The following is an 18,890-nucleotide window of genomic DNA, read 5'->3' as shown; positions in this document are numbered from 1 at the left end:
GTCGTGGTCCAGCGGGGGAAGCGCTGGCGGTATCCAATCCGCGCAGGGTTGGCCCCTCGGGAGAGGCTGGGTATCCAAAGGGGCAGGCACGCTCCTTGGTCATGGGGTGTCGGGGAGCACGAAGGCTCTCTGACTGGCTATCCAACGGCCAGACGTTGGGCTTGGGGGATGCAACGGGGGCGCGCAGCGGCCCCCTTGCCAAGATTGCGCGGTATTACCGCGCACATCTTGCAGTCAGCGATGGGGGGATGCGCCGGTCAGGAGAGTTTGGTGCGACGGTCCATCTCGCGGCCCAAGAGGAAGCTCAGGTCGGCCAGACATTCCTTTACTTCGTCTTCGCTGTAGCCCCCCTCAAAGAGCATGTGGACGCCGCCGCCAGCCAAAAGGCCGGTCAGGGCCGCCGTTGCGAAACCCTCCTTGCCGGGTGTCATCGGTACGTCAGGCTCGTCATCCCCGACATGCGCCATCATGGCTTCGGCGGTCTTGAAAGCGAGGTCGCTTGCCGACGCGATCGCCTGGTCGATGCTCTGTCCTTCATCCTGGAATTTCTGAAGACCGCGACCGGCAAAGAGCCCGGCTATGGCAGCCATGGCGAACAGGTTGCGCATGGACAGGCCAGGCTGCTTCGCGCGCTTTCGGGCAAACATGGTCGGGGTCTCCAGGCTTCGTGCCTTGTCTGAGGGCATCGGTCAGAGCAACGTCCTTGACCTATGGCACATTATATGGTGCAATGGCATCATAAAAGGTGCAGATGAGCCCGGCGACGCCACCCAAGATCGACCTGTATTTCTACCGCACTGATGGGGGCAACGAGCCTGTCAGGGACTGGCTCAAGGAGCTGCCGGAAGATGCGCGGCGCGCAGTCGGGCTCGACCTCCAGCGGGTGCAGTATCGCTGGCCGGTTGGGATGCCGCTGTGCCGTTCCATGAGCGGCGGTCTGTGGGAAGTGCGGACCTCGTTGCCGAATGGGACCATCTCACGCGTGATGATCTGCTTCCACGGCGGCGACCTTTACGCGCTGCATGGGTTTATCAAGAAGACGCAGAAGACCCCGGACGATGAGTTGAAACTGGCGCGCAAGCGGATGAAGGAGATTGAGAATGGCTGAAAACAAGCACAAGGGAAGTTCGCTCGACAGCTTTTTGGAAGGCGAAGGGCTGCTGGCCGAGTTCCAGGGCAAGGCGATCAAAGAAGTCATCGCCTTCCAACTGGGCGAGGCCATGAAGGAGCGTGGCCTGAGCAAGCGCAAGCTGGCTGAGCTGATGCACACGAGCCGGACGCAGGTGGACCGGGTGCTAGACCCCAACGATGGCAACGTGACGCTTGAGACATTGCAGCGGGCGGCGGCGATTGTTGGGCGGAAGGTGCAATTAGAGCTTGTGTGAGAGGGATATTCGGATCGCAGCACTAACGTGCTCTAAAGCTAGAATTCGGAACGGCCGATGGCTAAGCCGCTGAAGGTATCTCATGCCAACTAGGATCAAAGATAAGGAGGCGGGCACCGCTGACGCGGAACCTCGATCCGAGCCTACGGTTGAAGTTGTGCAAATTCCTCTTGCGCAATATAATCAATTGGTCGCGCAAGGGCTTATAGAAAAAGAAAAGCAATCTTCGCGCGAGTGGATTCAACGTCGCGAGCCTGCCGGGCAGAGAGAAGCGGCCCGTAGTATGGCTATTGTTCAGTACCTTGCAGACGAATTAGGAAAGCTCGGCGACGAGACCTTGGAGCTACTTGGAAAGGTAATCCATCGCGGGCATTTGGAAGAGCTGCTTCATGCTTACAAGGAAATTGCTTCCGGCGCTGTGCCTACAGCGGAAATTGCGCCGCTTGTGCCGGAGAAGCCGCCGAACGACGAAACCTATGCTGAGCGCGCAGATAAATCTGAGAGTGCCCCGGTTTTCATTGAGAGAGTCTATAAAGACTGGCTTACAGGAGAATTCACACGAGCCGATCTTCGGCGCATTGATCCTAAAGCTGAGATGGCCTTGAGAAACTGGGAGAAGAAGTACGGGCGTGCGTCGATTAATCTGCCCACTTTGAAAGAAAGATATGACCGCATCACGCCGACTCTAGACCAGCCCAAGCCTGAGGAGGTGAAAGCTTGGGACCGCGCAAGGATGCGGCAGAGCCGGAGCAAGCGGGCTGAACTCAAGAGTTAGAACTTTTGAGTTGACTCCTGTTCAGGCATGCCACACCCTGCTGTCGGAAGCAGGAGTTATAGCGCTATGAGTGCAAGTTCCTCGCTGAATCAGCCCTTTAGCATGTATGACTATGAGCACCCCGACCATCCAGCAAACAGCGGGTCAGACGGTCTCAACCAGCTTCTTCTGAGGCGGATGGACGCTGGAAATCTCGCGCCAACGAGATTGTCTCGACCAACGCGCCAGCTGCGGCACCGCCTCAGGTGGACCTGCAATCAGCTATCAGACCGCGAGAGAAAACCATAATAGGAAAATATTCTTGTTAAGACTGCGCTGATGGTCTAAGATGTTTCCTCATCGTTTGCCATAGCGAGAAAGGAGGCGTTGCGATGAATACGAACACCGACTTTCCCGAAACGGCAATTCCAGCCGTGATGCCTCCGGCCTCGCCGGACCTAAGCCATTATAGCCAGCATGTCGCGCATCTGGATTTGTCTGAGGTGCGCAAGGCTGAACTTCTCCAGGCGGTATGGCAGATCATGCGCAGCTTCGTCGATCGCGCCTTTGGCGATGATCCGGCCCAGCTCTGCCGGAAAGCTGGGGATAGCAAGCTGCTGAACGGCCAGGCGGCAGACGATGCCGTGCTAGCGTCAGAGCCGGTCCAAGACACAAACAACAAGAGCCTGACCCATGCCTTTGCCGGGCAGGCCGGAGGCGATCGAAAGGAGCGCCGCTAAGACCATGAAGAAGTCTGAGCTGCAAAAGGCTGTCATCTACTGCCGCGTGTCGGGCACCAAGCAGGTGCGCGAGGGCGACGGCCTGCGCAGCCAGGAAGCCCGCTGCCGCGAGTACGCCACCTACAAGGCCTATGAGGTCGTTGAGGTGTTCCGGGACGATGCCAGCGGCGGCAGCGCCGACCGCCCGGCTATGAAGGCGATGCTGGCCTCATTGCGCAAGCGCCGGGGCTGCGTGGTCATCATCGACGATATCAGCCGCTTCGCCCGCGACATTCGCGGGCATTGGGATCTGCGCGACCTCCTGCGCGAGGCGGGCGGCAAGCTGGAAAGCCCGTCGATCGAGTTCGGCGAGGACTCGGACTCGATCCTGGTCGAGAACCTGTTGGCGTCTGTTTCCCAGCACCAGCGCCAGAAGAATGCCGAGCAGACCAAGAACCGGATGCGGGCGCGGGCGATGAACGGCTACTGGGTTACGCGCGCGCCGATCGGCTACCGCTACGAGCGGGTCGCCGGGCACGGCAAGATGCTGGTCCGCGACGAGCCTCTGGCCTCCCTCGTCGCGGAAGCCCTGGAAGGCTATGCCTCGGGCCGGTTCGAGACGCCGAGCGAGGTGAAGCGCTTTCTGGAAGCGCAGCCCGCCTATCCGCGCAACTCGAACAACGAGGTCCATGTCGAGCGGGTCAACGAGATGTTCTCTCGACCTGCCTATGCGGGCTACATCACCTATGAGGACTGGGGCCTGAACCTGGTTCCTGCCAAGCATGAGCCGCTGATCAGCCTGGCCTCCTGGCAGGCGATCCAGGAGCGCCGCAATGGCGGCGCGCCCAAGGTGCCAGCCCGCCAGGACTTGAGCGACGACTTCTCGCTGCGCGGGTTCGTCACCTGCGGCCATTGCGGCGAGCCGCTGACCGCCTGCTGGTCCAAAGGGCGGAGCGCCCGCTACCCGTACTACCTCTGCGATACACGCGGCTGCCCGGTCAGCCGTAAGTCGATCCGCAAGGAGGTCATCGAAGGCGAGTTCGAAGCGCTGCTCTGCGCGCTGAGGCCGTCCGAGGGGCTCTACAATCTGGCCTTCCAGATGTTCCGCGACCTATGGGACGCGAAGCTGGCCAGCGCCCGTATCCAAAGCGGCTCCTTGCAGAAGGAGATGCGGGAAGTGGAGCGGAAGGTGACGCAGCTGCTGGACCGCATCGTGGATGCGTCGAGCGCGTCCGTGATCGCGGCCTATGAGAAGCGGATCAAGGAGCTGGAGACGCAGAAGGCCCTGATGCAGGAGCGGATCGCTAACTGCGGCAAGCCGCTTAAAAGCTTCGGCGAGACTTATCGAACCGCGTTCGGGTTCCTCGCAAACCCTTGTTTGCTATGGCATTCGGATCGGATTGAGGATCGCCGCGCGGTGCTCAAACTGGTCTTCTCAGACCACCTGCCATACGTCCGGGGTGAGGGCTATCGAACCCCGGAAATCTCCATGCCGTTCAGGCTCTTGGGAGGCATCCAGATGGATGAAAAGGGAATGGTGCCCAGGGGCGGAATCGAACCACCGACACTGCGATTTTCAGTCGCATGCTCTACCAACTGAGCTACCTGGGCCCAGCAGCGGTTCTCACCGCCGGTTGAGGAGGCGGGGGATAAACGATGCTTCGGTCCCTGTCCAGGGCGTCTCCGCTTATTCCGCCTCGGGATCGTCCGGCCTCTCCGGCTCGCCCGGCACGGCATAGGTCTCGCCCAGCCAGCGCCCGAGATCCACGGCACGGCAGCGCGGGGAGCAGAAGGGGCGGGTGGCGGGCTGGGATGGCCGGCCGCAGATCGGGCAGGCGGGTGATGGTTCATTTGGCATGGGGTCGCACCTCCTCGACCACTTCGTCGCCCGGCAACAGGGCCGGTTCGGGGTGAAGGGAGATAGGGTGGGCAGCCGCGGTGGCGAAGGCTTCCAGGGCACCCGGCTCCCCCCGCAGCGCCCCGATTACGCGGGGGTGGGCCCGCAGTGCCAGGGCGGCACCCGGGCGGGATGCCGCCTCGCGCGCCGCGCGCCGCAGCGCCGCAAGGCCGAGCGTCAGCGGATGGGGCGGGAAGCCCAGCACCTCGTGCAGCGGGGGATGGATGCGCGTGCGCACCATCTCCATCAGCCCAAGCCCCGTCAGCCCCACCACGCGCAGCAGCGGGTCCGCCCCGGCCGCGCTCTTCAGCGCCGGCAGCAGCACCGCGCGGGACTTCGCGGTGCCGCCCGCCAGGTCCAGCAGGATGGGCCCGGCCAGATGGCGCAGGCGAATTTGCCGGGCCGCCTCGGCCAGGGCGGCGGCGTTCACCGCGCGATGGGCGCCGGAATCGCGGCCCGCGGCGGCGCCCGTATCCACGTCCAGCGCCGTCAGGGCCGGGGTGGGGTGGACCAGCAGCCGCCCGCCACCCGGCAGGGGCACCTCGGGCGAGGCGAGAAGGTCGAACTCCGCCTCCACGGCCTCGTCGAAAGCCGGGCGGGACAACAGCCGCACCCGCGCCGGGTCCAGCACCGCGCGCAGCCGGGCGGCCTCCGCGGGGGAATCGGTCGCCAGGGCGGCGGCCGGGTGCGCGGCCGCCAGCCGCAGGGCCGCGTCGGGCCCGCGTTGCAGGAGGCGCAGCGGGCCGCTCCGGGGCAGGTCCGCGGGGATGCCGGTGGCGGAGAGCCGAGGCCCCTTGCCGCCCTGCGCCGCGCGCGTCACGCGCAGGGGCAGCATGTCGCCCTCGGAGACCCGTTCCCCGCCCTGCGCGTCGGGCAGGAAGCCGCTTTCCCCACCCTCCAACGCGACGAAAACGCCGGAGAGCGCGGGCACGCGCGCGGTGATGCGGCAGAGATGCAGGTCGCCCACCCCGTCCGGATGGGCCGGTCGCTCAATGAAAGCCGCCTCCAGCCGCCCGTCCCGCCACAGCGCCGCGCGGCGCTCGCCGGGGGAGGTGGAGACGAGGATGGAAGGTTCAGCCATTCAGGGCCGCAGCCACCCCACGCCGCGCAGCAGCTGCGCGGTCTCGAAGAGCGGCAGCCCAACCACGTTGGAATGGCTGCCGGAGAGGAAGCGGACGAAAACCTCCGCCCGCTGGTGGATGGCATAGCCCCCCGCCTTGCCCTCCCACTCGCCCGAGGCGACGTAGTCGTCCATCTGGGCATCTGTCAGGCGCTGGAAGGCGAGGGTGGTCTCGACCAGCCGGGTCCGCACCGCGCCATCGGGCGTGACGAGCGCGACGCCCGTGGTCACGCGATGCCGGCGGCCGGAGAGGAATTCGAGGAAACGCCGCGCCTCGGCGGCATCGGCGGGCTTGCCGAGGATCCGGCGCCCCACCCCCACCACCGTGTCGGCCGCCAGCACCAGCGCGCCCGGGCTGCGGGCGGCCACGGCCTCGGCCTTGGCGCGGGAAAGCCGGCCGGCCAGCTGGCGCGGCAACTCGGCCTTGCGGGGCGTCTCGTCGATGTCGGCGGGGTCCACGCTGTCGGGCAGGATGCCCAGCCGGGCCAGCAGGTCCAGGCGGCGCGGGCTGGCGCTCGCCAGCACCAGGGGCGGGCGCGGGGCCTCCCCGGCCTTCGGGGCGCTCTCCAACGCCACGTCCGAACTCACAATCGGTGGCCTTACTTGAAGCGGAAGGTGATCCGGCCCTTGGTCAGGTCGTAGGGGGTCATCTCCACGTTCACGCGGTCCCCGGCCAGCACGCGGATGCGGTTCTTGCGCATCTTCCCGCTGGTGTGGGCCAGGACCATGTGCTCGTTGTCCAGCTTCACGCGGAACATGGCGTTGGGCAGCAACTCCACCACCTGGCCGCTGAACTCGATCATGTCTTCCTTCGACATGCGTATCCTTTTCTGTCGCGGGGCATCTGGGCGGGGGCGCCGCAGCCCCGCGATGGGTTAGGGCGGCGCTGGATCATCGGGCAGCGCGGTTGCGCGTCCGGCCCGGCACGCGAACAGGCGCGGACCCGCGATCGGGCCGCGCTAGATGGGGCTGAGCAGCGGGAACATGATGCCCCGCGCCGCCAGGGTCAAGGAAAGCAACCATCCGCGGGCGGAATGGAGGCCCCGCGATGCGCGGGAGCCTCACCTCTTCAGAGCCCGATGCGCTCCGCGATGCTGCGGGCATGGGCGTCCAGCCCTTCCGCCCGGGCCAGGGCCACGGCGGCAGGGCCGGTGGCGCGCAGCCCCGCTTCCTCGGCCGCGATCCAGGTGGTGCGCTTGAGGAAGTCGAAGACCGAGAGGCCGGAGGCGAAGCGCGCCGTGCGCCCGGTGGGCAGCACGTGGTTCGGCCCGGCCACGTAGTCCCCCAGCGCCTCCGGGCACCAGGGGCCCAGGAAGGCGGCGCCGGCGTGGCGGATGCGGCCGAACAGGGCCGCAGGATCGGCGGTCATCACCTGCAGATGCTCCGGCGCCAGCCGGTCCACCAGCGCCGCGCCCTCCGCCCAGTCCCGCACCAGGATCACCGCGCCGTGGCGACGCCAGGATTCGCCGGCGATGGCCGCGCGGGGCAGGGTGGCCAGCGCCGCCTCCACCGCGCCGGGCACGGCATCGGCCAACTCGGGGCTATCAGTGATCAGGATGGATTGCGCGGCCTCGTCGTGCTCGGCCTGGGCCATCAGGTCCATCGCCACCCGGGCCGGGTCCTGGGCGCCATCGGCCAGCACCACCACCTCGGAGGGGCCTGCGATGGAATCGATGCCCACCCGGCCGAAGACCTGCCGCTTGGCCTCGGCGACATAGGCGTTGCCGGGCCCCGTGATCTTGTCCACGGGAGCGATGCTCGCCGTGCCCCAGGCCAGCGCCGCCACGGCCTGGGCGCCGCCGATGCGCCACACCTCCGTCACCCCCGCGCGGGCGCAGGCGGCGAGCACCAGCGGGTTGATCTCCCCGTCCGGCGTCGGCACCGCCACCGCCACGCGCGGCACCCCCGCCACGCGGGCGGGGATGGCGTTCATCAGCACGGAGGAGGGATAGGCCGCCTTCCCGCCGGGCACGTAGAGCCCGGCCGCGTCCACCGCGCCCCAGCGCATGCCCAGCGTCAGCCCGGCCGGGTCCGGCACGGTCACGTCCTGCGGCATCTGGGCACGGTGGAAGGTCTCGATCCGCGTCGCCGCCGTGTCCAGCGCGGCCATCAGGCCGGGCTCGATGGAGGCGGTGGCGGCCTCGATCTCCGCCGCCGTCACGCGCAGGGCGGCGGCGTCCTTCGGCGCCCAGCGGTCGTACCGGGCGGTCAGATCCAGCAGGGCGGCGTCGCCCTCGGCCCGGATGCGGCCGATGATCTCGGCCACGGCCCCGTCCACCCGGGCGGTGGTGTCGCGGGCCGTGTCCAGCAGCGCGTCGAAATCGGCGGGGAAGCCGGGATCGCGCGTATCCAGTCTCTTCATGATGCGGTCAGGGCTTCCCGGAAGCGCGCCAGCCAGGCGCCGATCCGCTCCGGCTCCGTCTTCAGCGCCGTGCGATTGATGATGAGGCGGGAGGTGACCTGCGCGATCACCTCGCGCTCCACCAGCCCGTTGGCCTTCAGGGTGGAGCCGGTCTGCACGAGGTCCACGATGAGGCGGGCGAGGCCGAGGGAAGGGGCCAGCTCCATAGCCCCGTTCAAGTGCACCACCTCCGCCTGCACGCCGCGGGCGGCGAAGTGGCGGCGGGCAATGCCCGGGTACTTCGAGGCCACCGTCACGCGGGACCAGCGGGCGGCCTCATCGGCGATCGGGTCGTCCGCCGGGCCGGCCACGCTGACGCGGCAGCGGCCGATGCCCAGGTCCAGCGGGGCGTAGATCTCCGGATAGTCAAACTCCATCAGCACGTCCGCGCCGCAGACACCGATCTGGGCCCCGCCATGGGCGACGAAGGTCGCTACGTCGAAGGGGCGCACCCGCACCACGTCCAGCCCGGGATGGTTCGTGGGGAAGCGGAGGTGGCGGCTGTCCTCGTCGTGGAAGTCGCCGCCGGGGACCAGCCCGGCACGGGCCAGGAGGGGCTGCACCTCCTTGAGGATGCGGCCCTTGGGGAGCGCCAGGATGAGGTCGGAGGTGCCGGCGGTGCCGGGAAGGGAAGGGGAGGTGATCGGGAGGTCCATGGGGGAGACTAGCACCGCCTCCGTGGCGGTCGAGTGAAGGATTCTTGAGTTAGCCGGGAATGCGCTCGATGTCGGCGCCCACTGCCGCCAGCTTGGCTTCCAGCCGCTCGTAGCCCCGGTCCAGGTGATAGACGCGGTTCACGATCGTCTCGCCCCCCGCGGCCAGCCCGGCCAGGATGAGGGAGATGGAGGCGCGCAGGTCGGTCGCCATCACGGGCGCGCCGGAGAGGCGGGAGACGCCGCGGACGATGGCGGAGCGCCCCTGCACGTTGATGCGGGCGCCCATGCGGTTCATCTCCGGCACGTGCATGAAGCGGTTCTCGAAGATCGTCTCCGTGATCATGGAGGCGCCCTCGGCCACCGCCATCAGGGCCATGAACTGGGCCTGCATGTCAGTGGCGAAGCCCGGGAAGGGCTCCGTCATCACGTCCACGCCGCGCAGGCCGGAGGTGCGGCGGACCATCACTCCGCCGGCCGAGCCGTTGGGCGGCACCTCCTCCAGCTCCACCCCGGCCTCCCGCAGCACGCGGGCCACCGCGCCCAGATGCTCCATCCGGGCGCCCTGGAGCAGCACCTCGCCCCCCGTCACGCCGACGGCGCAGGCGAAGGAGCCGGCCTCGATCCGGTCGGGCACGATGGCGTGGGTGGCGCCGTGCAGGCTCTTTACCCCCTCGATCCGTAGCCGGTCCGTGCCGATGCCCTCGATCTTCGCGCCCATGGCGACGAGGCAGGTGGCCAGGTCGTCGATCTCCGGCTCGCGGGCCGCGTTCACCAGCTCCGTCATGCCGTCGGCGAGGGTGGCTGCCATCAGCAGGTTCTCGGTGGCGCCGACGGAGACCTGGTTGAAGTAGATCTTGGCGCCCTTCAGGCCGCCGGGGGCGTGGGCGTGCATGTAGCCCGCGTCCAGGTCGATGGTGGCGCCCATCTGCTCCAGCCCCTTGAGGTGGAGGTCCACCGGGCGCGTGCCGATGGCGCAGCCGCCGGGCAACGAGACCTTCGCCTCCCCGTAGCGGGCCACCAGCGGGCCGAGGACGAGGACGGAGGCCCGCATCTTCCGCACCAGGTCATAGGGCGCGACGAGGTTGGTGGCCGCCCCGGAGAGGGACATGGTGCGGGCCTTGGTGTCGTGCTCCGCCTTCAGCCCGTGCTGCTCCAGCAGCCCGGCCATGGTGCGGGTATCGTCCAGCGCCGGGGCATTGGTCAGCACCAGGGGGCCATCGGTGAGGAGGGCGGCGGCCATCAGCGGCAGCGCGGCGTTCTTCGCGCCCCCGACGGGGATGGTGCCCTTGAGCGGCCGGCCGCCGCGGAGACGGATGCGGTCCATGGTCTTTCCCCTTACAGCCGCGGCAGAGCCACGCCGCGCTGGCGCATGTATTTCCCGGCCCGGTCCGCGTAGGACACGTCCGGCGCCCCCTCTCCCTTCAGGAAGAGGAACTGGCAGATCCCCTCATTCGCGTAGATGCGGGCGGGCAGGGGGGTGGTGTTGCTGATCTCGATCGTCACCTGCCCCTCCCACTCCGGTTCCAGCGGGGTGACGTTCACGATCAGGCCGCAGCGGGCATAGGTGGACTTGCCGAGGCAGATCACCAGCACGTCCCGGGGGATGCGGAAGTACTCCACCGTGTGGGTCAGCACGAAGGAGTTGGGGGGCACGATGCAGGTCTCGCCCGTGCGGGTGACGAAGCCCTCCTCCGAGAAGTCCTTCGGATCGACGATCGCGTTGTCCACGTTCGTGAAGATCTTGAACTCGCCGGCGGCCCGGGCGTCGTAGCCGTAGGAGGAGAGGCCGTAGGAGATCACCCCCTGGCGGCGCTGGGCCTCCACGAAGGGCTCGATCATGCCGTGCTCCGCCGCCATGCGACGGATCCAGTGGTCGGGCATGATGGGCATGATGGGAGTCCTTGGGCCGGCGCCCCGGAGGATCGGGCGCCGGAAGATCGGGCAAAGGTGCCGGGCGGGATAGCCCCTGGGCCGCGGGGCGGCAACCGGGTGACTATTCCTGCTCCTCGGGCGGGGAGGAGGGCTGTGCCCTTTCGCGCGACTGGGCCTTACGGCGCTTCAGGTTCTCCCGCAGCGCGGCCGCCAGGCGCCGCTCGCGCTCCGACGGCGCGGGGCGCGGGGTCGGGGCGGGGGAGCCGGGAGTGTTGTCGCTCTCGCTCTCGTTCATGGGCTCGTCCATGGCCGGGAACCAATCGGCGAAGGGGATGCGGCGTCAAGGTCCGCACGCACGGCAAGGGTTGCACGGCGCGGGCGCAGCGGCTAGGTAGCGCCTCGCCCGCGGGCCCAGCCCGGTTCGGTACGCTGCCGTAGCTCAGTGGTAGAGCACTCCCTTGGTAAGGGAGAGGTCGAGAGTTCAATCCTCTCTGGCAGCACCATCCCCGGCCATCACTCCTGCCCGGGAATTTGCCACCATCCGAAAATGAGTTGTCAGCCTCGCACGGGGCCACTCGCACGGGGCAGGTGTGCGACCGCCAGGGTTCCTGCGCACATGGCGGCTCGGCCCCGATTTCCCGGGAATGTCACGCTGCGCCGGCGCCGGCTGCATGAGGGACCCCCTACGCCCCGCATCGATCCGGTTCAGGGCCGGACCGACGGCGATCGGGAACGGGGCGAGCGGGCAAGACCCCGTGTGGGATCAGGTTCCGTCGGGGAACGGAGCGCTCCAGGAGAGGTGAGAAGCGCCGAAAGCCGGTGCGCGGTCCTGTTCGGTATAGAGAAGGGCCAGAAGTTCCGTCAACACGTCGTCAACCTGACTGAGGCGGTAGGCCCTCGCGTGATCAGCCAGCTCGCTGATCGCGGACAGCACGCCCTCATCGGGCCGTTTTGGGCCGGAAGGCACCGCCGACCAGACCGGGATGGAAGAACCCCTCTCGCTCATGACAGCTTCCATGATTTGCAGCGTGGGCGGCGGTTACGGGCCGCAACCAAATGTAGATTAATTCGGCTGGGGGCGGAATGGGAGAGAGAACAGAGCGGGGAAAGCGGGATCCAGTAACGCTAAGGGTGAGCCCTTTTTGCATTGCTTCTCACCATGTTGTGGTGGATGTCGCAGTGATCCTGCTAGCTTGGCACTGCGTTGCAGCCAGCACACGCATGGCGTGAGAGGAGAGCGCGCTTGGAACGAACTTCGTCCATCCAGTCCGTAGATGCGTCCGAAGATGCTCTGGAAAATGCCGTGACCGAGGCGTTGGACCGGATTCTCTCCCGCATGCCCGCGGAACTCCGGGCGGATGCGCTGCGCTCGCTCCGTACGGAACTGGAGCGCTGCCTGGCCGAGGCACCGATCAGCGGCGCCCCGATGGACGCCATCCGGATGCGCGCGCGCTTCTCGGCCGCCATGGCCGCCTTTGGTTCTGACGGGACCACCCCCACCCACAGCTGACCCACCAGGGCCCGCGAGAGCGCAGGAACCGCTCTTGCCAGCCCGGGCGCCGAAGAGAACATTTGGGGAACATGATCCCCGATTCGGTTCTCCCGGCGCGCCGTTGGATCTCCGCCTCTCCTGAGACGAGGCGCGCGTGAGGCGCCGTGCCTGCCAGCCGCCAAGGCTGCGCCTGGCCCTGCACGCCGCTACGCCCGGGCGGCCGGCCGCGGAGGGGCATGGCCCGCAGCCGGAGTCGCGCATCCTTGCGCTGCACCTGCCCTGGCTGGCCACGGAGGTCCTGCGGGTGCCCGGCCCCGTCCTCGCCTGGCGCATGGAAGGGAATCGACGGCTGGTCGTGGCGGCCGATTCGGCGGCCATGGGGCTGGGGGTGCGGCCCGGCCAGGCGCTGGGAGATGCCCATGCCGCGGCCCCCACCGTGGCCGCCCATCCGGAGGCGCCGGAAACGGCGGCGGCGCGACTCCAGGAGCTCGCCCTCTGGGCCCTGCGAATCGCCCCGCTGGCGGCACCGGACCCGCCCGATGGGCTGCTGGTGAACATCGCCGGGACGGATGCCCTCACCGGCGGCGAGGACCGGACGATGCGCCGCGCGGTGGCGGGCCTGGCCCGGCTGGGCCACGCCGCACGGGCCGCGGTCGCGGGCACGGCCTCGGCCGCCATGGCCCTGGCCCGTTGCGGGGTGGAGGGACGGGTTCCCGCGGGCATGGAGGCGGCAGCCCTGGCCGAGCTGCCGCTCCACGCCCTGCCGCTGGAGGCGAAGACCATCATCGGGCTGCAGCGGCTGGGCCTGCACCGGATCGGCGACGTGCTGGCCCAGCCCCGCGCGCCCCTGGCCCGGCGATTCGGGGCGGGCCTCTCCCTGGCCCTGGACCGTGCCACGGGCGCCGCCCCGGAGCCCTTCCGCAGCATTCGCCCCCTGCCGGACAGGCAGGCCGCCCTCGACTTCGAGGAGCCTCTCATCACCCGCACGGCCATCGACCACGCCGTGGAGCACCTGCTGGGCCGGCTCTGCGCGGGGCTGGCCGAGGAGGGGCGGGGGCTGCGCCGGCTGGTGCTGCGCGCCCATCGCACGGATGGCGGGGTGCAGGAGCAGGCGATCGGCACGGGCCTGGCCAGCCGCGATCCGGGCCACCTCCTCCGCCTTCTAGGGCCGAGGCTGGAGCGGCTGGCCCCGGGCTTCGGCTTCGACCGCATCACCCTGATGGCGGAGGACACGGAGCCCCTGGCCGCCGCCCAGGCCGGGCTCGGCGGAGAGGACGCGGAGGCCGCCCTGGCCGCCCTGCTGGACCGCGTGCTGCAGCGCCTGCCCGCTTGGCGCCTGCGCCCGCGCGAGAGCCACTGGCCGGAGCGGGCGGTGGAGCGGGTGGACCCGCTGGCCGCCGTCGCGCCCGTGGGGAGCTGGTCGGCCCGCCCCCGCCCCCTGCGCCTGCTGCGCCGGCCGGAGCAGCTGGAGGCGATGGCTCTTCTGCCGGACGACCCGCCCGTCCGGATCCGCTGGCGCGGCAGGTGGGTGGCCGTGCGCAACGCCGAGGGGCCGGAGCGGCTGGAGCCGGAATGGTGGCGGGACCGGCCTGACCGGACGGTGCGGGACTATTACCGGGTGGAGATGCCCGATGGCCGCCGCCTCTGGGTCTGCCGCTCGGGCGGGCCGGGCTCGGCGCGCTGGTTCCTGCACGGCCTGCTGCCGTGAGCGGCTTCGCCGAGCTGGGCGCCATGTCCAACTTCACCTTCCTGGAAGGCGCGTCCCATCCCTCGGAGTTGGTAACGGCGGCAAAGGTGCTGGGGCACGCGGCGATCGGGATCGCGGACCGCAACTCCTTCGCCGGGCTGGTGCGCGGCATGGCGGCGAGCTGGCTGGACCCGGAGGTGAAGGGGGACCGCGAGATCCGCTTCGTTCCGGGCTGCCGCGTGGCGCTGGAGGATGGGGCGGAATACCTCGTCTGGCCCACGGACGCCGCCGCCTACGCACGGCTCTCCGCCATGCTCTCCGCCGCCCGGATGCCCGCGGATGATGGCCGCCCGGCGCGGGACGCGCTGATCGCCGCGGCCGAGGGGCAGGTGATGGCCGCCATCCCGCCCGATGAGCCGGACGAGTCCTTCGCACACCGCCTGCGCCGGGACGCGGAGGCGATGCGCCGCCGGCTCGCCCTGCCGCTCTTCCTCGCTGCGCATCACCGCTTTGCCGGCGACGACCGGCGGCGCCTGCGGCTGCTCTCCGGCATGGCGGGATCGGCGCGCGCCCCGCTGCTGGCGGCGGGCGGGGCGCGGATGCACGTCGCATCCCGCCGCCGCCTGGCGGATGTGCTGGCCGCCATCCGCCTGGGCACCACGGTGGACGCGCTGGGCCTGCACGCCCAGCCCAATGCGGAGGCGCACCTGAAGCCCGAGGCGGAGATGCGCCGCCTGTTCGAGGGCTTCGGGGAGGCCGTGGACGCGACGTTGCGCGTGGTGGCGGCCTGCCGCTTCGACCTGAAGCGCGACCTGACCTACGAGTACCCCGAGGAGATCGTCGAGCCCGGCCTGACCGCGCAGGAAACGCTGGAGCGCCGCGTGGCGGAGGCGGTGCGGGTGCGCTGGCCGGATGGCGCATCGCCCAAGGTGGCGGCGCAGATCGCGGAGGAGATGGCGCTGATCGCGCGCCTCGGCTACGCGCCCTACTTCCTGACGGTGCACGAGATCGTCCGCTTCGCGGACTCGAAGGGCATCCTCTGCCAGGGGCGCGGATCGGCGGCGAACTCGGCGGTGTGCTACGCGCTCGGCATCACCTCGGTGAATCCCGACCACCACCGCCTCCTCTTCGCGCGCTTCCTGAGCGACGCGCGCGGCGAGCCGCCGGACATCGACATCGACTTCGAGCACGAGCGGCGCGAGGAGGTGATCCAGCACATCTACGAGCGCTACGGCCGCGACCGCGCCGCGATCACCGCCACCCTCATCCGCTACCGCACCCGCAGCGCCGTGCGGGAGGTGGGCAAGGTGATGGGGTTGTCCGAGGACATCACCGGCCGCCTCGCCAAGGCCTCCTGGCACGACGGGATGGACGGGCTGCGCGACGTGGCGCGCGAGGCCGGGCTGAACCCGAAGGCCGATCCGCGCCTCGGCATGGCGTTGGACCTGGCGGAGGAGCTGCACGGCTTCCCCCGCCACCTGGCGACCCATGTCGGCGGCTTCGTCATCGCGCGCGGGAAGCTGACGGAACTCGCCATCGTGCGGAAGGCGGCGATGGAGGACCGCCACACGGTGGAGTGGGACAAGGACGACATCGCCGTGCTGGAGATGCTGAAGGTGGATGTGCTGGGGCTGGGGATGCTCTCCTGCCTCAAGCGGGCCTTCGATCTGCTGGAGGGATGCACGGGGGAGCGCCTTCAGCTCTACACGGTGCCGCAGGACGACCCCGCCACCTACGCGATGCTCTCGCGCGGCGATTCCATCGGCGTGTTCCAGGTGGAGAGCCGTGCGCAGATGAACATGCTGCCGCGCATGCGGCCGAGGCAGTACTACGACCTCGTCATCGAGGTGGCGATCGTGCGCCCCGGCCCGATCCAGGGCGACATGGTGCATCCCTACCTCCGCCGGCGCGCGGGGATCGAGAAGCCGGAATACGCGAAGCCGGAACTGAAGGCCGTGCTGGAAAAAACCCTCGGCGTGCCGCTCTTCCAGGAGCAGGCGATGGAGATGGCGATCGTCGCCGCGGGCTTCACGCCCTCCCGCGCGGACGAACTGCGCCGCTCCATGGCTTCCTTCAAGCACGACGGGAAGCTGGACACCTTCCGGGAGGAATTCGAGGGGGGCATGATCGCGCGCGGCTACGAGCCGGACTTCGCGCATCGCTGCTTCGAGCAGATCCGTGGCTTCGGCGGCTACGGCTTCCCCGAGAGCCACGCCGCCTCCTTCGCGCAGCTCGTCTACGTCTCCGCCTGGATCAAGTGCCACCACCCCGCCGTCTTCGCGGCCGCGCTGCTGAACAGCCAGCCCATGGGCTTCTACGCGCCCGCCCAGATCGTGCGCGATGCGCGGGAGCACGGCGTGGCGGTGCGCCCGCCGGACGTCACCGTCAGCGAGTGGGATTGCACGCTGGAGAGGGAAGGGGAGGGATGGGCGCTGCGCCTTGGCCTGCGCCTGGTCTCCGGCTTGTCGAAGGAGGATGCGAACAAGGCCATCGCCCTGCGCGGGCGCGCCACCCCCGCCGCCCTGGCCGCCGCCGGGCTGCACCGCCCGGCGCTGGAAGCCCTGGCCCAGGCCGACGCCTTCCGCGGCCTGGGCCTGGACCGCCGCCGCGCGCTGTGGGAGGCGGCAGCCGTGGAGCGCGCCGCATCCGCCAGGGACATGGCACCCCTTCCGCTCTTCGCCGCGGCCGAGGCGGCGCCGCGCCTGCCCGCCGAGACGAGCGGGGAGGAAACGGTGCTGGACATCGGCGCCACCGGCCTGACGCTCCGCGCCCATCCGCTGGCCCTGCTGCGCCCCGCGCTGGAGGAGTTGCGCCTGCGCGACAGCCGGGCCGTGGCCGCCGCGCGCCAGGGGCAGTCTATCCGCTTCGCCGGGCTGGTGCTGGTGCGCCAGCGCCCGGGCAGCGCGAAAGGCGTGGTCTTCTTCACGCTGGAGGACGAGTTCGGCACGGTGAACCTGGTTCTTCAGAAGGACACCATCGCCGCCCACCGCGCCGCCGTGGTGGCCGCGCGCCTGCTATTGGTGGAAGGCCGGATCGAGCGCCACGAGGAGGCCGCGGTGCCGATCGTGCACATCCTCGGCCGACGTCTCGAGGACCGCTCCGATCTTCTGGACGGGCTGCATCGCCTAGGCGCCGCGCGCATGCCCATGGCCCGCGCGGACGAGGTGACGCGCGGCATCGACCATCGCCCGAACCCGCGCAACCCCGCCTTTCCCTCAAGCCGGGACTGGCGCTAGGCGGCCTCCTCAGCCTCGGCCGGCACTGCCCAGCCGCCGCGCGTGGGCGGCAGGAGGAGGGCGGCGCGCCGGATCAGCCACACCGCGCGCTCGAACAGCGCGGTGACGCGGAAGAGCAGGTCCACCCCTTCCGGCGGCAAGTCGGCCCCGGCGCGGGCGATGCGGCGCCGCAGCCCGTCCATCATCGCGGAGCGGTCCGCCGCAAGCTCTGCCAGGGTTCCCGCATCGGTCGCATCGCCGGAGAGCGCGGCCTCGTGCGTCTCCGTCAGCAGCAGGTGCAGCGCCTCTGCCAGCGGCGTGGCCAGCGCGTGCACGGGATCGCCGGCGTCGCGCCGCGCCGCCGTTTCCAGCGCCGCGGCCAGCTCGTCGGACGCCTCGCGCAGCGGGGCCAGCACGCCGTTCAGGTTCTGCAGCGCCACGGCGCGGCCCAGCTCCTCGCGCGGGCAGCGCGCCAGCGCCTCCGCCAGGAAAGCCGCGATCCGCCGCTCCACCGCCTCGCCCGCCGCCGAGACGGTGGCGCGGTCCGCCCCGCCCCGCCCTTCCTCCCGCACCCCGTCCAGCAACCAGGGCAGGCGGCCGAAAAGCCGCGCCTGCTCCTGCCCGGCAAGGTCCAGCGCCGTCGGTACGTCGTCCAGCGCCTGATCGTAGAGGAATTTCGACTGGGAAAGGGTCTCCTCCGGCGTGGTGGGCGAGAGGCGCTCGAGCAACTTCGGCAGGTAGGGGTTGATGAGCGGCAGGAGCAGCGCCGGCACGAGTTGCAGCGCGACGAAGAGAAGGCCGAGCCGGTGCGGCAGGTCCATCTCCGCGAAGGGCACGGGCAGCCCCGGCCCGACGTGCCAGACGACGAAGGGAATGGCGAGAAGCGCCGCCCCGGCCGCCTTGAACAGCGCCTGGAAGGTGGCCAGCCGCCGCGCCGCCCCGCGCAGCCCGCCCGCGAGCAGCAGGACGGAAAGGCCGGAGCCGAGGGAGGCGCCGCACACGGCCATCCCGGCCTGGGCACCATCCAGCAGCCCCACTTCCGCGAGCGCGATGGCGAGGATGGTGATGGTGGAGGAGGATTGCGCGACGAGGGCGACGACCGTGCCCAGCAGGAAGGGCGGCAGCAGCGCGTGGCCGGCCAGTTCCATGGCATCGCGCAGCGCCCCAGCCTCGCGCAGCGGGGCGGCGCCGGATTTCAGGATGACGAGGCCGAGGAAGAGCAGCCCGAGCTGGAAGGCCGCCTCCAGCGCCGCCTTCCACCGCCCGCCGCCCCCGCGCCCGAAGGTGGCGGCGCAGCCCGCGACGCCGATCAGCCACAGCGCCGCCAGCCGCAGGTCCAGCGAGGCGGCGAGCACCAGCACCACCGTGCCCAGATTGCACCAGGCCACCACGGGCAGGGCGCGCGCCAGCGGCAGCAGCCCCGCCTGCACCATGGAGGCGGCGACGAAGGTGACGGCGTTGGAGGATTGCGTCAGCGCGCCCAGCGCCGCGCCCGTCAGGGCCGCGCTCAGCCCCCCGCGCGTGGCGCGCGCGACGGCCTTGCGGAGCCGCCGCCCGGCCATCCCCTGCAGCGCGGCGCCAAGCCCGCGCACCCCGGCCAGGAAAAGCCCGAGGCCGCCGAGAAGGGTGGCAATCAGATCCAAGACGTCGTCTTCACCCCTGACGCGGCCCGCGGAGGAAGCGCCCACGGAA

At 69.8% G+C, this 18,890-nt stretch carries 19 protein-coding genes, 2 tRNA genes and 1 pseudogene; 9 read left to right on the top strand and 13 right to left on the bottom strand.

What is annotated here, in order from left to right; translation table 11 throughout:
- Positions 1-257: 257 nt before the first annotated feature.
- Positions 258-647: a hypothetical protein gene (locus tag NRP21_RS07305; protein WP_257715512.1), complete on the bottom strand. Its 390-nt coding sequence runs from the start codon at positions 645-647 to the stop codon at positions 258-260.
- 104 nt (positions 648-751) lie between these two features.
- Between NRP21_RS07305 and NRP21_RS07300 the strand changes: the two genes are divergently transcribed.
- The 5 genes and pseudogenes from NRP21_RS07300 to NRP21_RS28015 form a co-directional block, all read left to right on the top strand.
- Positions 752-1,108, top strand: a complete 357-nt coding sequence (locus tag NRP21_RS07300; protein ID WP_257715511.1) for a type II toxin-antitoxin system RelE/ParE family toxin — start codon at positions 752-754, stop codon at positions 1,106-1,108.
- Positions 1,101-1,385 (top strand): helix-turn-helix domain-containing protein, encoded by a 285-nt coding sequence (locus NRP21_RS07295; RefSeq protein ID WP_257715510.1) that lies wholly within the window; start codon positions 1,101-1,103, stop codon positions 1,383-1,385. Before NRP21_RS07300 ends, NRP21_RS07295 begins: the two co-directional genes overlap by 8 nt.
- A gap of 82 nt (positions 1,386-1,467) precedes the next feature.
- Entirely contained in the window at positions 1,468-2,160 is a 693-nt protein-coding gene (locus NRP21_RS07290; protein ID WP_257715509.1) for a hypothetical protein, read from the top strand.
- Positions 2,161-2,531: 371 nt separating this feature from the next.
- On the top strand, positions 2,532-2,879 hold the full coding sequence (locus NRP21_RS07285; protein ID WP_257715508.1) for a hypothetical protein: 348 nt from the start codon (positions 2,532-2,534) through the stop codon (positions 2,877-2,879).
- Positions 2,833-3,900: pseudogene (locus NRP21_RS28015) on the top strand (recombinase family protein); the annotation flags it as partial. The gene NRP21_RS07285 and the pseudogene NRP21_RS28015, both read left to right, overlap by 47 nt.
- Positions 3,901-4,393: 493 nt before the next feature.
- Here NRP21_RS28015 and NRP21_RS07275 read toward each other — a convergent pair.
- From NRP21_RS07275 to NRP21_RS07230, 10 genes are all read right to left on the bottom strand, one after another.
- Positions 4,394-4,469 (bottom strand) — tRNA-Phe (locus NRP21_RS07275).
- A gap of 76 nt (positions 4,470-4,545) precedes the next feature.
- A complete protein-coding gene (locus NRP21_RS07270) occupies positions 4,546-4,716 on the bottom strand; it encodes a DNA gyrase inhibitor YacG (protein WP_257715506.1) in 171 nt (56 codons plus the stop codon).
- Entirely contained in the window at positions 4,706-5,836 is a 1,131-nt protein-coding gene (locus NRP21_RS07265) for a ribonuclease E/G (RefSeq protein ID WP_257715505.1), read from the bottom strand. Before NRP21_RS07265 ends, NRP21_RS07270 begins: the two co-directional genes overlap by 11 nt.
- Positions 5,837-6,463 carry a Maf family protein gene (locus NRP21_RS07260; RefSeq protein WP_257715504.1) on the bottom strand — a complete coding sequence of 209 codons (627 nt, stop codon included), beginning with the start codon at positions 6,461-6,463 and terminating at the stop codon, positions 5,837-5,839.
- Positions 6,464-6,474: 11 nt separating this feature from the next.
- A complete protein-coding gene (gene infA, locus NRP21_RS07255) occupies positions 6,475-6,693 on the bottom strand; it encodes a translation initiation factor IF-1 (protein WP_007003972.1) in 219 nt (72 codons plus the stop codon).
- A gap of 251 nt (positions 6,694-6,944) precedes the next feature.
- Positions 6,945-8,237: a histidinol dehydrogenase gene (gene hisD, locus NRP21_RS07250; protein ID WP_257715503.1), complete on the bottom strand. Its 1,293-nt coding sequence runs from the start codon at positions 8,235-8,237 to the stop codon at positions 6,945-6,947.
- Positions 8,234-8,932 carry an ATP phosphoribosyltransferase gene (gene hisG, locus NRP21_RS07245; protein WP_257715502.1) on the bottom strand — a complete coding sequence of 233 codons (699 nt, stop codon included), beginning with the start codon at positions 8,930-8,932 and terminating at the stop codon, positions 8,234-8,236. The genes hisD and hisG overlap by 4 nt, the downstream gene beginning before the upstream one ends.
- Before the next feature lie 49 nt (positions 8,933-8,981).
- Positions 8,982-10,256, bottom strand: a complete 1,275-nt coding sequence (murA, locus tag NRP21_RS07240) for a UDP-N-acetylglucosamine 1-carboxyvinyltransferase (RefSeq protein WP_257715501.1) — start codon at positions 10,254-10,256, stop codon at positions 8,982-8,984.
- Between the two features lie 11 nt (positions 10,257-10,267).
- Entirely contained in the window at positions 10,268-10,822 is a 555-nt protein-coding gene (gene dcd, locus NRP21_RS07235; RefSeq protein WP_257715500.1) for a dCTP deaminase, read from the bottom strand.
- A 103-nt stretch (positions 10,823-10,925) separates the two neighbouring features.
- Positions 10,926-11,111, bottom strand: coding sequence for a hypothetical protein (locus tag NRP21_RS07230; protein ID WP_257715499.1), 186 nt, complete (start codon positions 11,109-11,111; stop codon positions 10,926-10,928).
- A gap of 121 nt (positions 11,112-11,232) precedes the next feature.
- Between NRP21_RS07230 and NRP21_RS07225 the strand changes: the two genes are divergently transcribed.
- A tRNA-Thr gene (locus NRP21_RS07225) sits at positions 11,233-11,307 on the top strand.
- 260 nt (positions 11,308-11,567) lie between these two features.
- On the opposite strand, the gene NRP21_RS07220 is transcribed toward NRP21_RS07225, so the two are convergent.
- Complete coding sequence (locus tag NRP21_RS07220) at positions 11,568-11,810, bottom strand: hypothetical protein (protein ID WP_257715498.1); 243 nt, start codon at positions 11,808-11,810, stop codon at positions 11,568-11,570.
- A 297-nt stretch (positions 11,811-12,107) separates the two neighbouring features.
- On the opposite strand from NRP21_RS07220, the gene NRP21_RS07215 reads away from it, so the two are divergent.
- The 3 genes from NRP21_RS07215 (at position 12,108) to NRP21_RS07205 (ending at position 17,219) form a co-directional block, all read left to right on the top strand.
- Positions 12,108-12,314 carry a hypothetical protein gene (locus NRP21_RS07215; protein WP_257715497.1) on the top strand — a complete coding sequence of 69 codons (207 nt, stop codon included), beginning with the start codon at positions 12,108-12,110 and terminating at the stop codon, positions 12,312-12,314.
- A gap of 136 nt (positions 12,315-12,450) precedes the next feature.
- A complete protein-coding gene (locus NRP21_RS07210) occupies positions 12,451-14,004 on the top strand; it encodes a Y-family DNA polymerase (RefSeq protein WP_257715496.1) in 1,554 nt (517 codons plus the stop codon).
- Positions 14,001-17,219, top strand: a complete 3,219-nt coding sequence (locus NRP21_RS07205) for an error-prone DNA polymerase (protein WP_257715495.1) — start codon at positions 14,001-14,003, stop codon at positions 17,217-17,219. Before NRP21_RS07210 ends, NRP21_RS07205 begins: the two co-directional genes overlap by 4 nt.
- On the opposite strand, the gene NRP21_RS07200 is transcribed toward NRP21_RS07205, so the two are convergent.
- Positions 17,216-18,841 (bottom strand): Na/Pi symporter, encoded by a 1,626-nt coding sequence (locus tag NRP21_RS07200; RefSeq protein WP_257715494.1) that lies wholly within the window; start codon positions 18,839-18,841, stop codon positions 17,216-17,218. The genes NRP21_RS07205 and NRP21_RS07200 overlap by 4 nt on opposite strands.
- Between the last annotated feature and the right edge of the window lie 49 nt (positions 18,842-18,890).

It is taken from the genome of Roseomonas populi (assembly GCF_024594815.1).
Taxonomy (GTDB): domain Bacteria; phylum Pseudomonadota; class Alphaproteobacteria; order Acetobacterales; family Acetobacteraceae; genus Roseomonas; species Roseomonas populi.
The sequence above is the reverse complement of the archived record's forward strand: the minus strand, read 5'-3'. Positions and strand labels throughout refer to the sequence as shown.

What these genes read in the sequence shown, in the direction of transcription:
- infA (WP_007003972.1), bottom strand. Translation starts at nt 6,693, where the DNA reads ATGTCGAAGGAAGACATGATCGAGTTCAGCGGCCAGGTGGTGGAGTTG.
- NRP21_RS07305 (WP_257715512.1), bottom strand. Translation starts at nt 647, where the DNA reads ATGTTTGCCCGAAAGCGCGCGAAGCAGCCTGGCCTGTCCATGCGCAAC.
- NRP21_RS07220 (WP_257715498.1), bottom strand. Translation starts at nt 11,810, where the DNA reads ATGAGCGAGAGGGGTTCTTCCATCCCGGTCTGGTCGGCGGTGCCTTCC.
- murA (WP_257715501.1), bottom strand. Translation starts at nt 10,256, where the DNA reads ATGGACCGCATCCGTCTCCGCGGCGGCCGGCCGCTCAAGGGCACCATC.
- NRP21_RS07270 (WP_257715506.1), bottom strand. Translation starts at nt 4,716, where the DNA reads ATGCCAAATGAACCATCACCCGCCTGCCCGATCTGCGGCCGGCCATCC.
- hisD (WP_257715503.1), bottom strand. Translation starts at nt 8,237, where the DNA reads ATGAAGAGACTGGATACGCGCGATCCCGGCTTCCCCGCCGATTTCGAC.
- NRP21_RS07285 (WP_257715508.1), top strand. Translation starts at nt 2,532, where the DNA reads ATGAATACGAACACCGACTTTCCCGAAACGGCAATTCCAGCCGTGATG.
- NRP21_RS07265 (WP_257715505.1), bottom strand. Translation starts at nt 5,836, where the DNA reads ATGGCTGAACCTTCCATCCTCGTCTCCACCTCCCCCGGCGAGCGCCGC.
- hisG (WP_257715502.1), bottom strand. Translation starts at nt 8,932, where the DNA reads ATGGACCTCCCGATCACCTCCCCTTCCCTTCCCGGCACCGCCGGCACC.
- NRP21_RS07295 (WP_257715510.1), top strand. Translation starts at nt 1,101, where the DNA reads ATGGCTGAAAACAAGCACAAGGGAAGTTCGCTCGACAGCTTTTTGGAA.
- NRP21_RS07230 (WP_257715499.1), bottom strand. Translation starts at nt 11,111, where the DNA reads ATGGACGAGCCCATGAACGAGAGCGAGAGCGACAACACTCCCGGCTCC.
- NRP21_RS07300 (WP_257715511.1), top strand. Translation starts at nt 752, where the DNA reads ATGAGCCCGGCGACGCCACCCAAGATCGACCTGTATTTCTACCGCACT.
- NRP21_RS07290 (WP_257715509.1), top strand. Translation starts at nt 1,468, where the DNA reads ATGCCAACTAGGATCAAAGATAAGGAGGCGGGCACCGCTGACGCGGAA.
- dcd (WP_257715500.1), bottom strand. Translation starts at nt 10,822, where the DNA reads ATGCCCATCATGCCCGACCACTGGATCCGTCGCATGGCGGCGGAGCAC.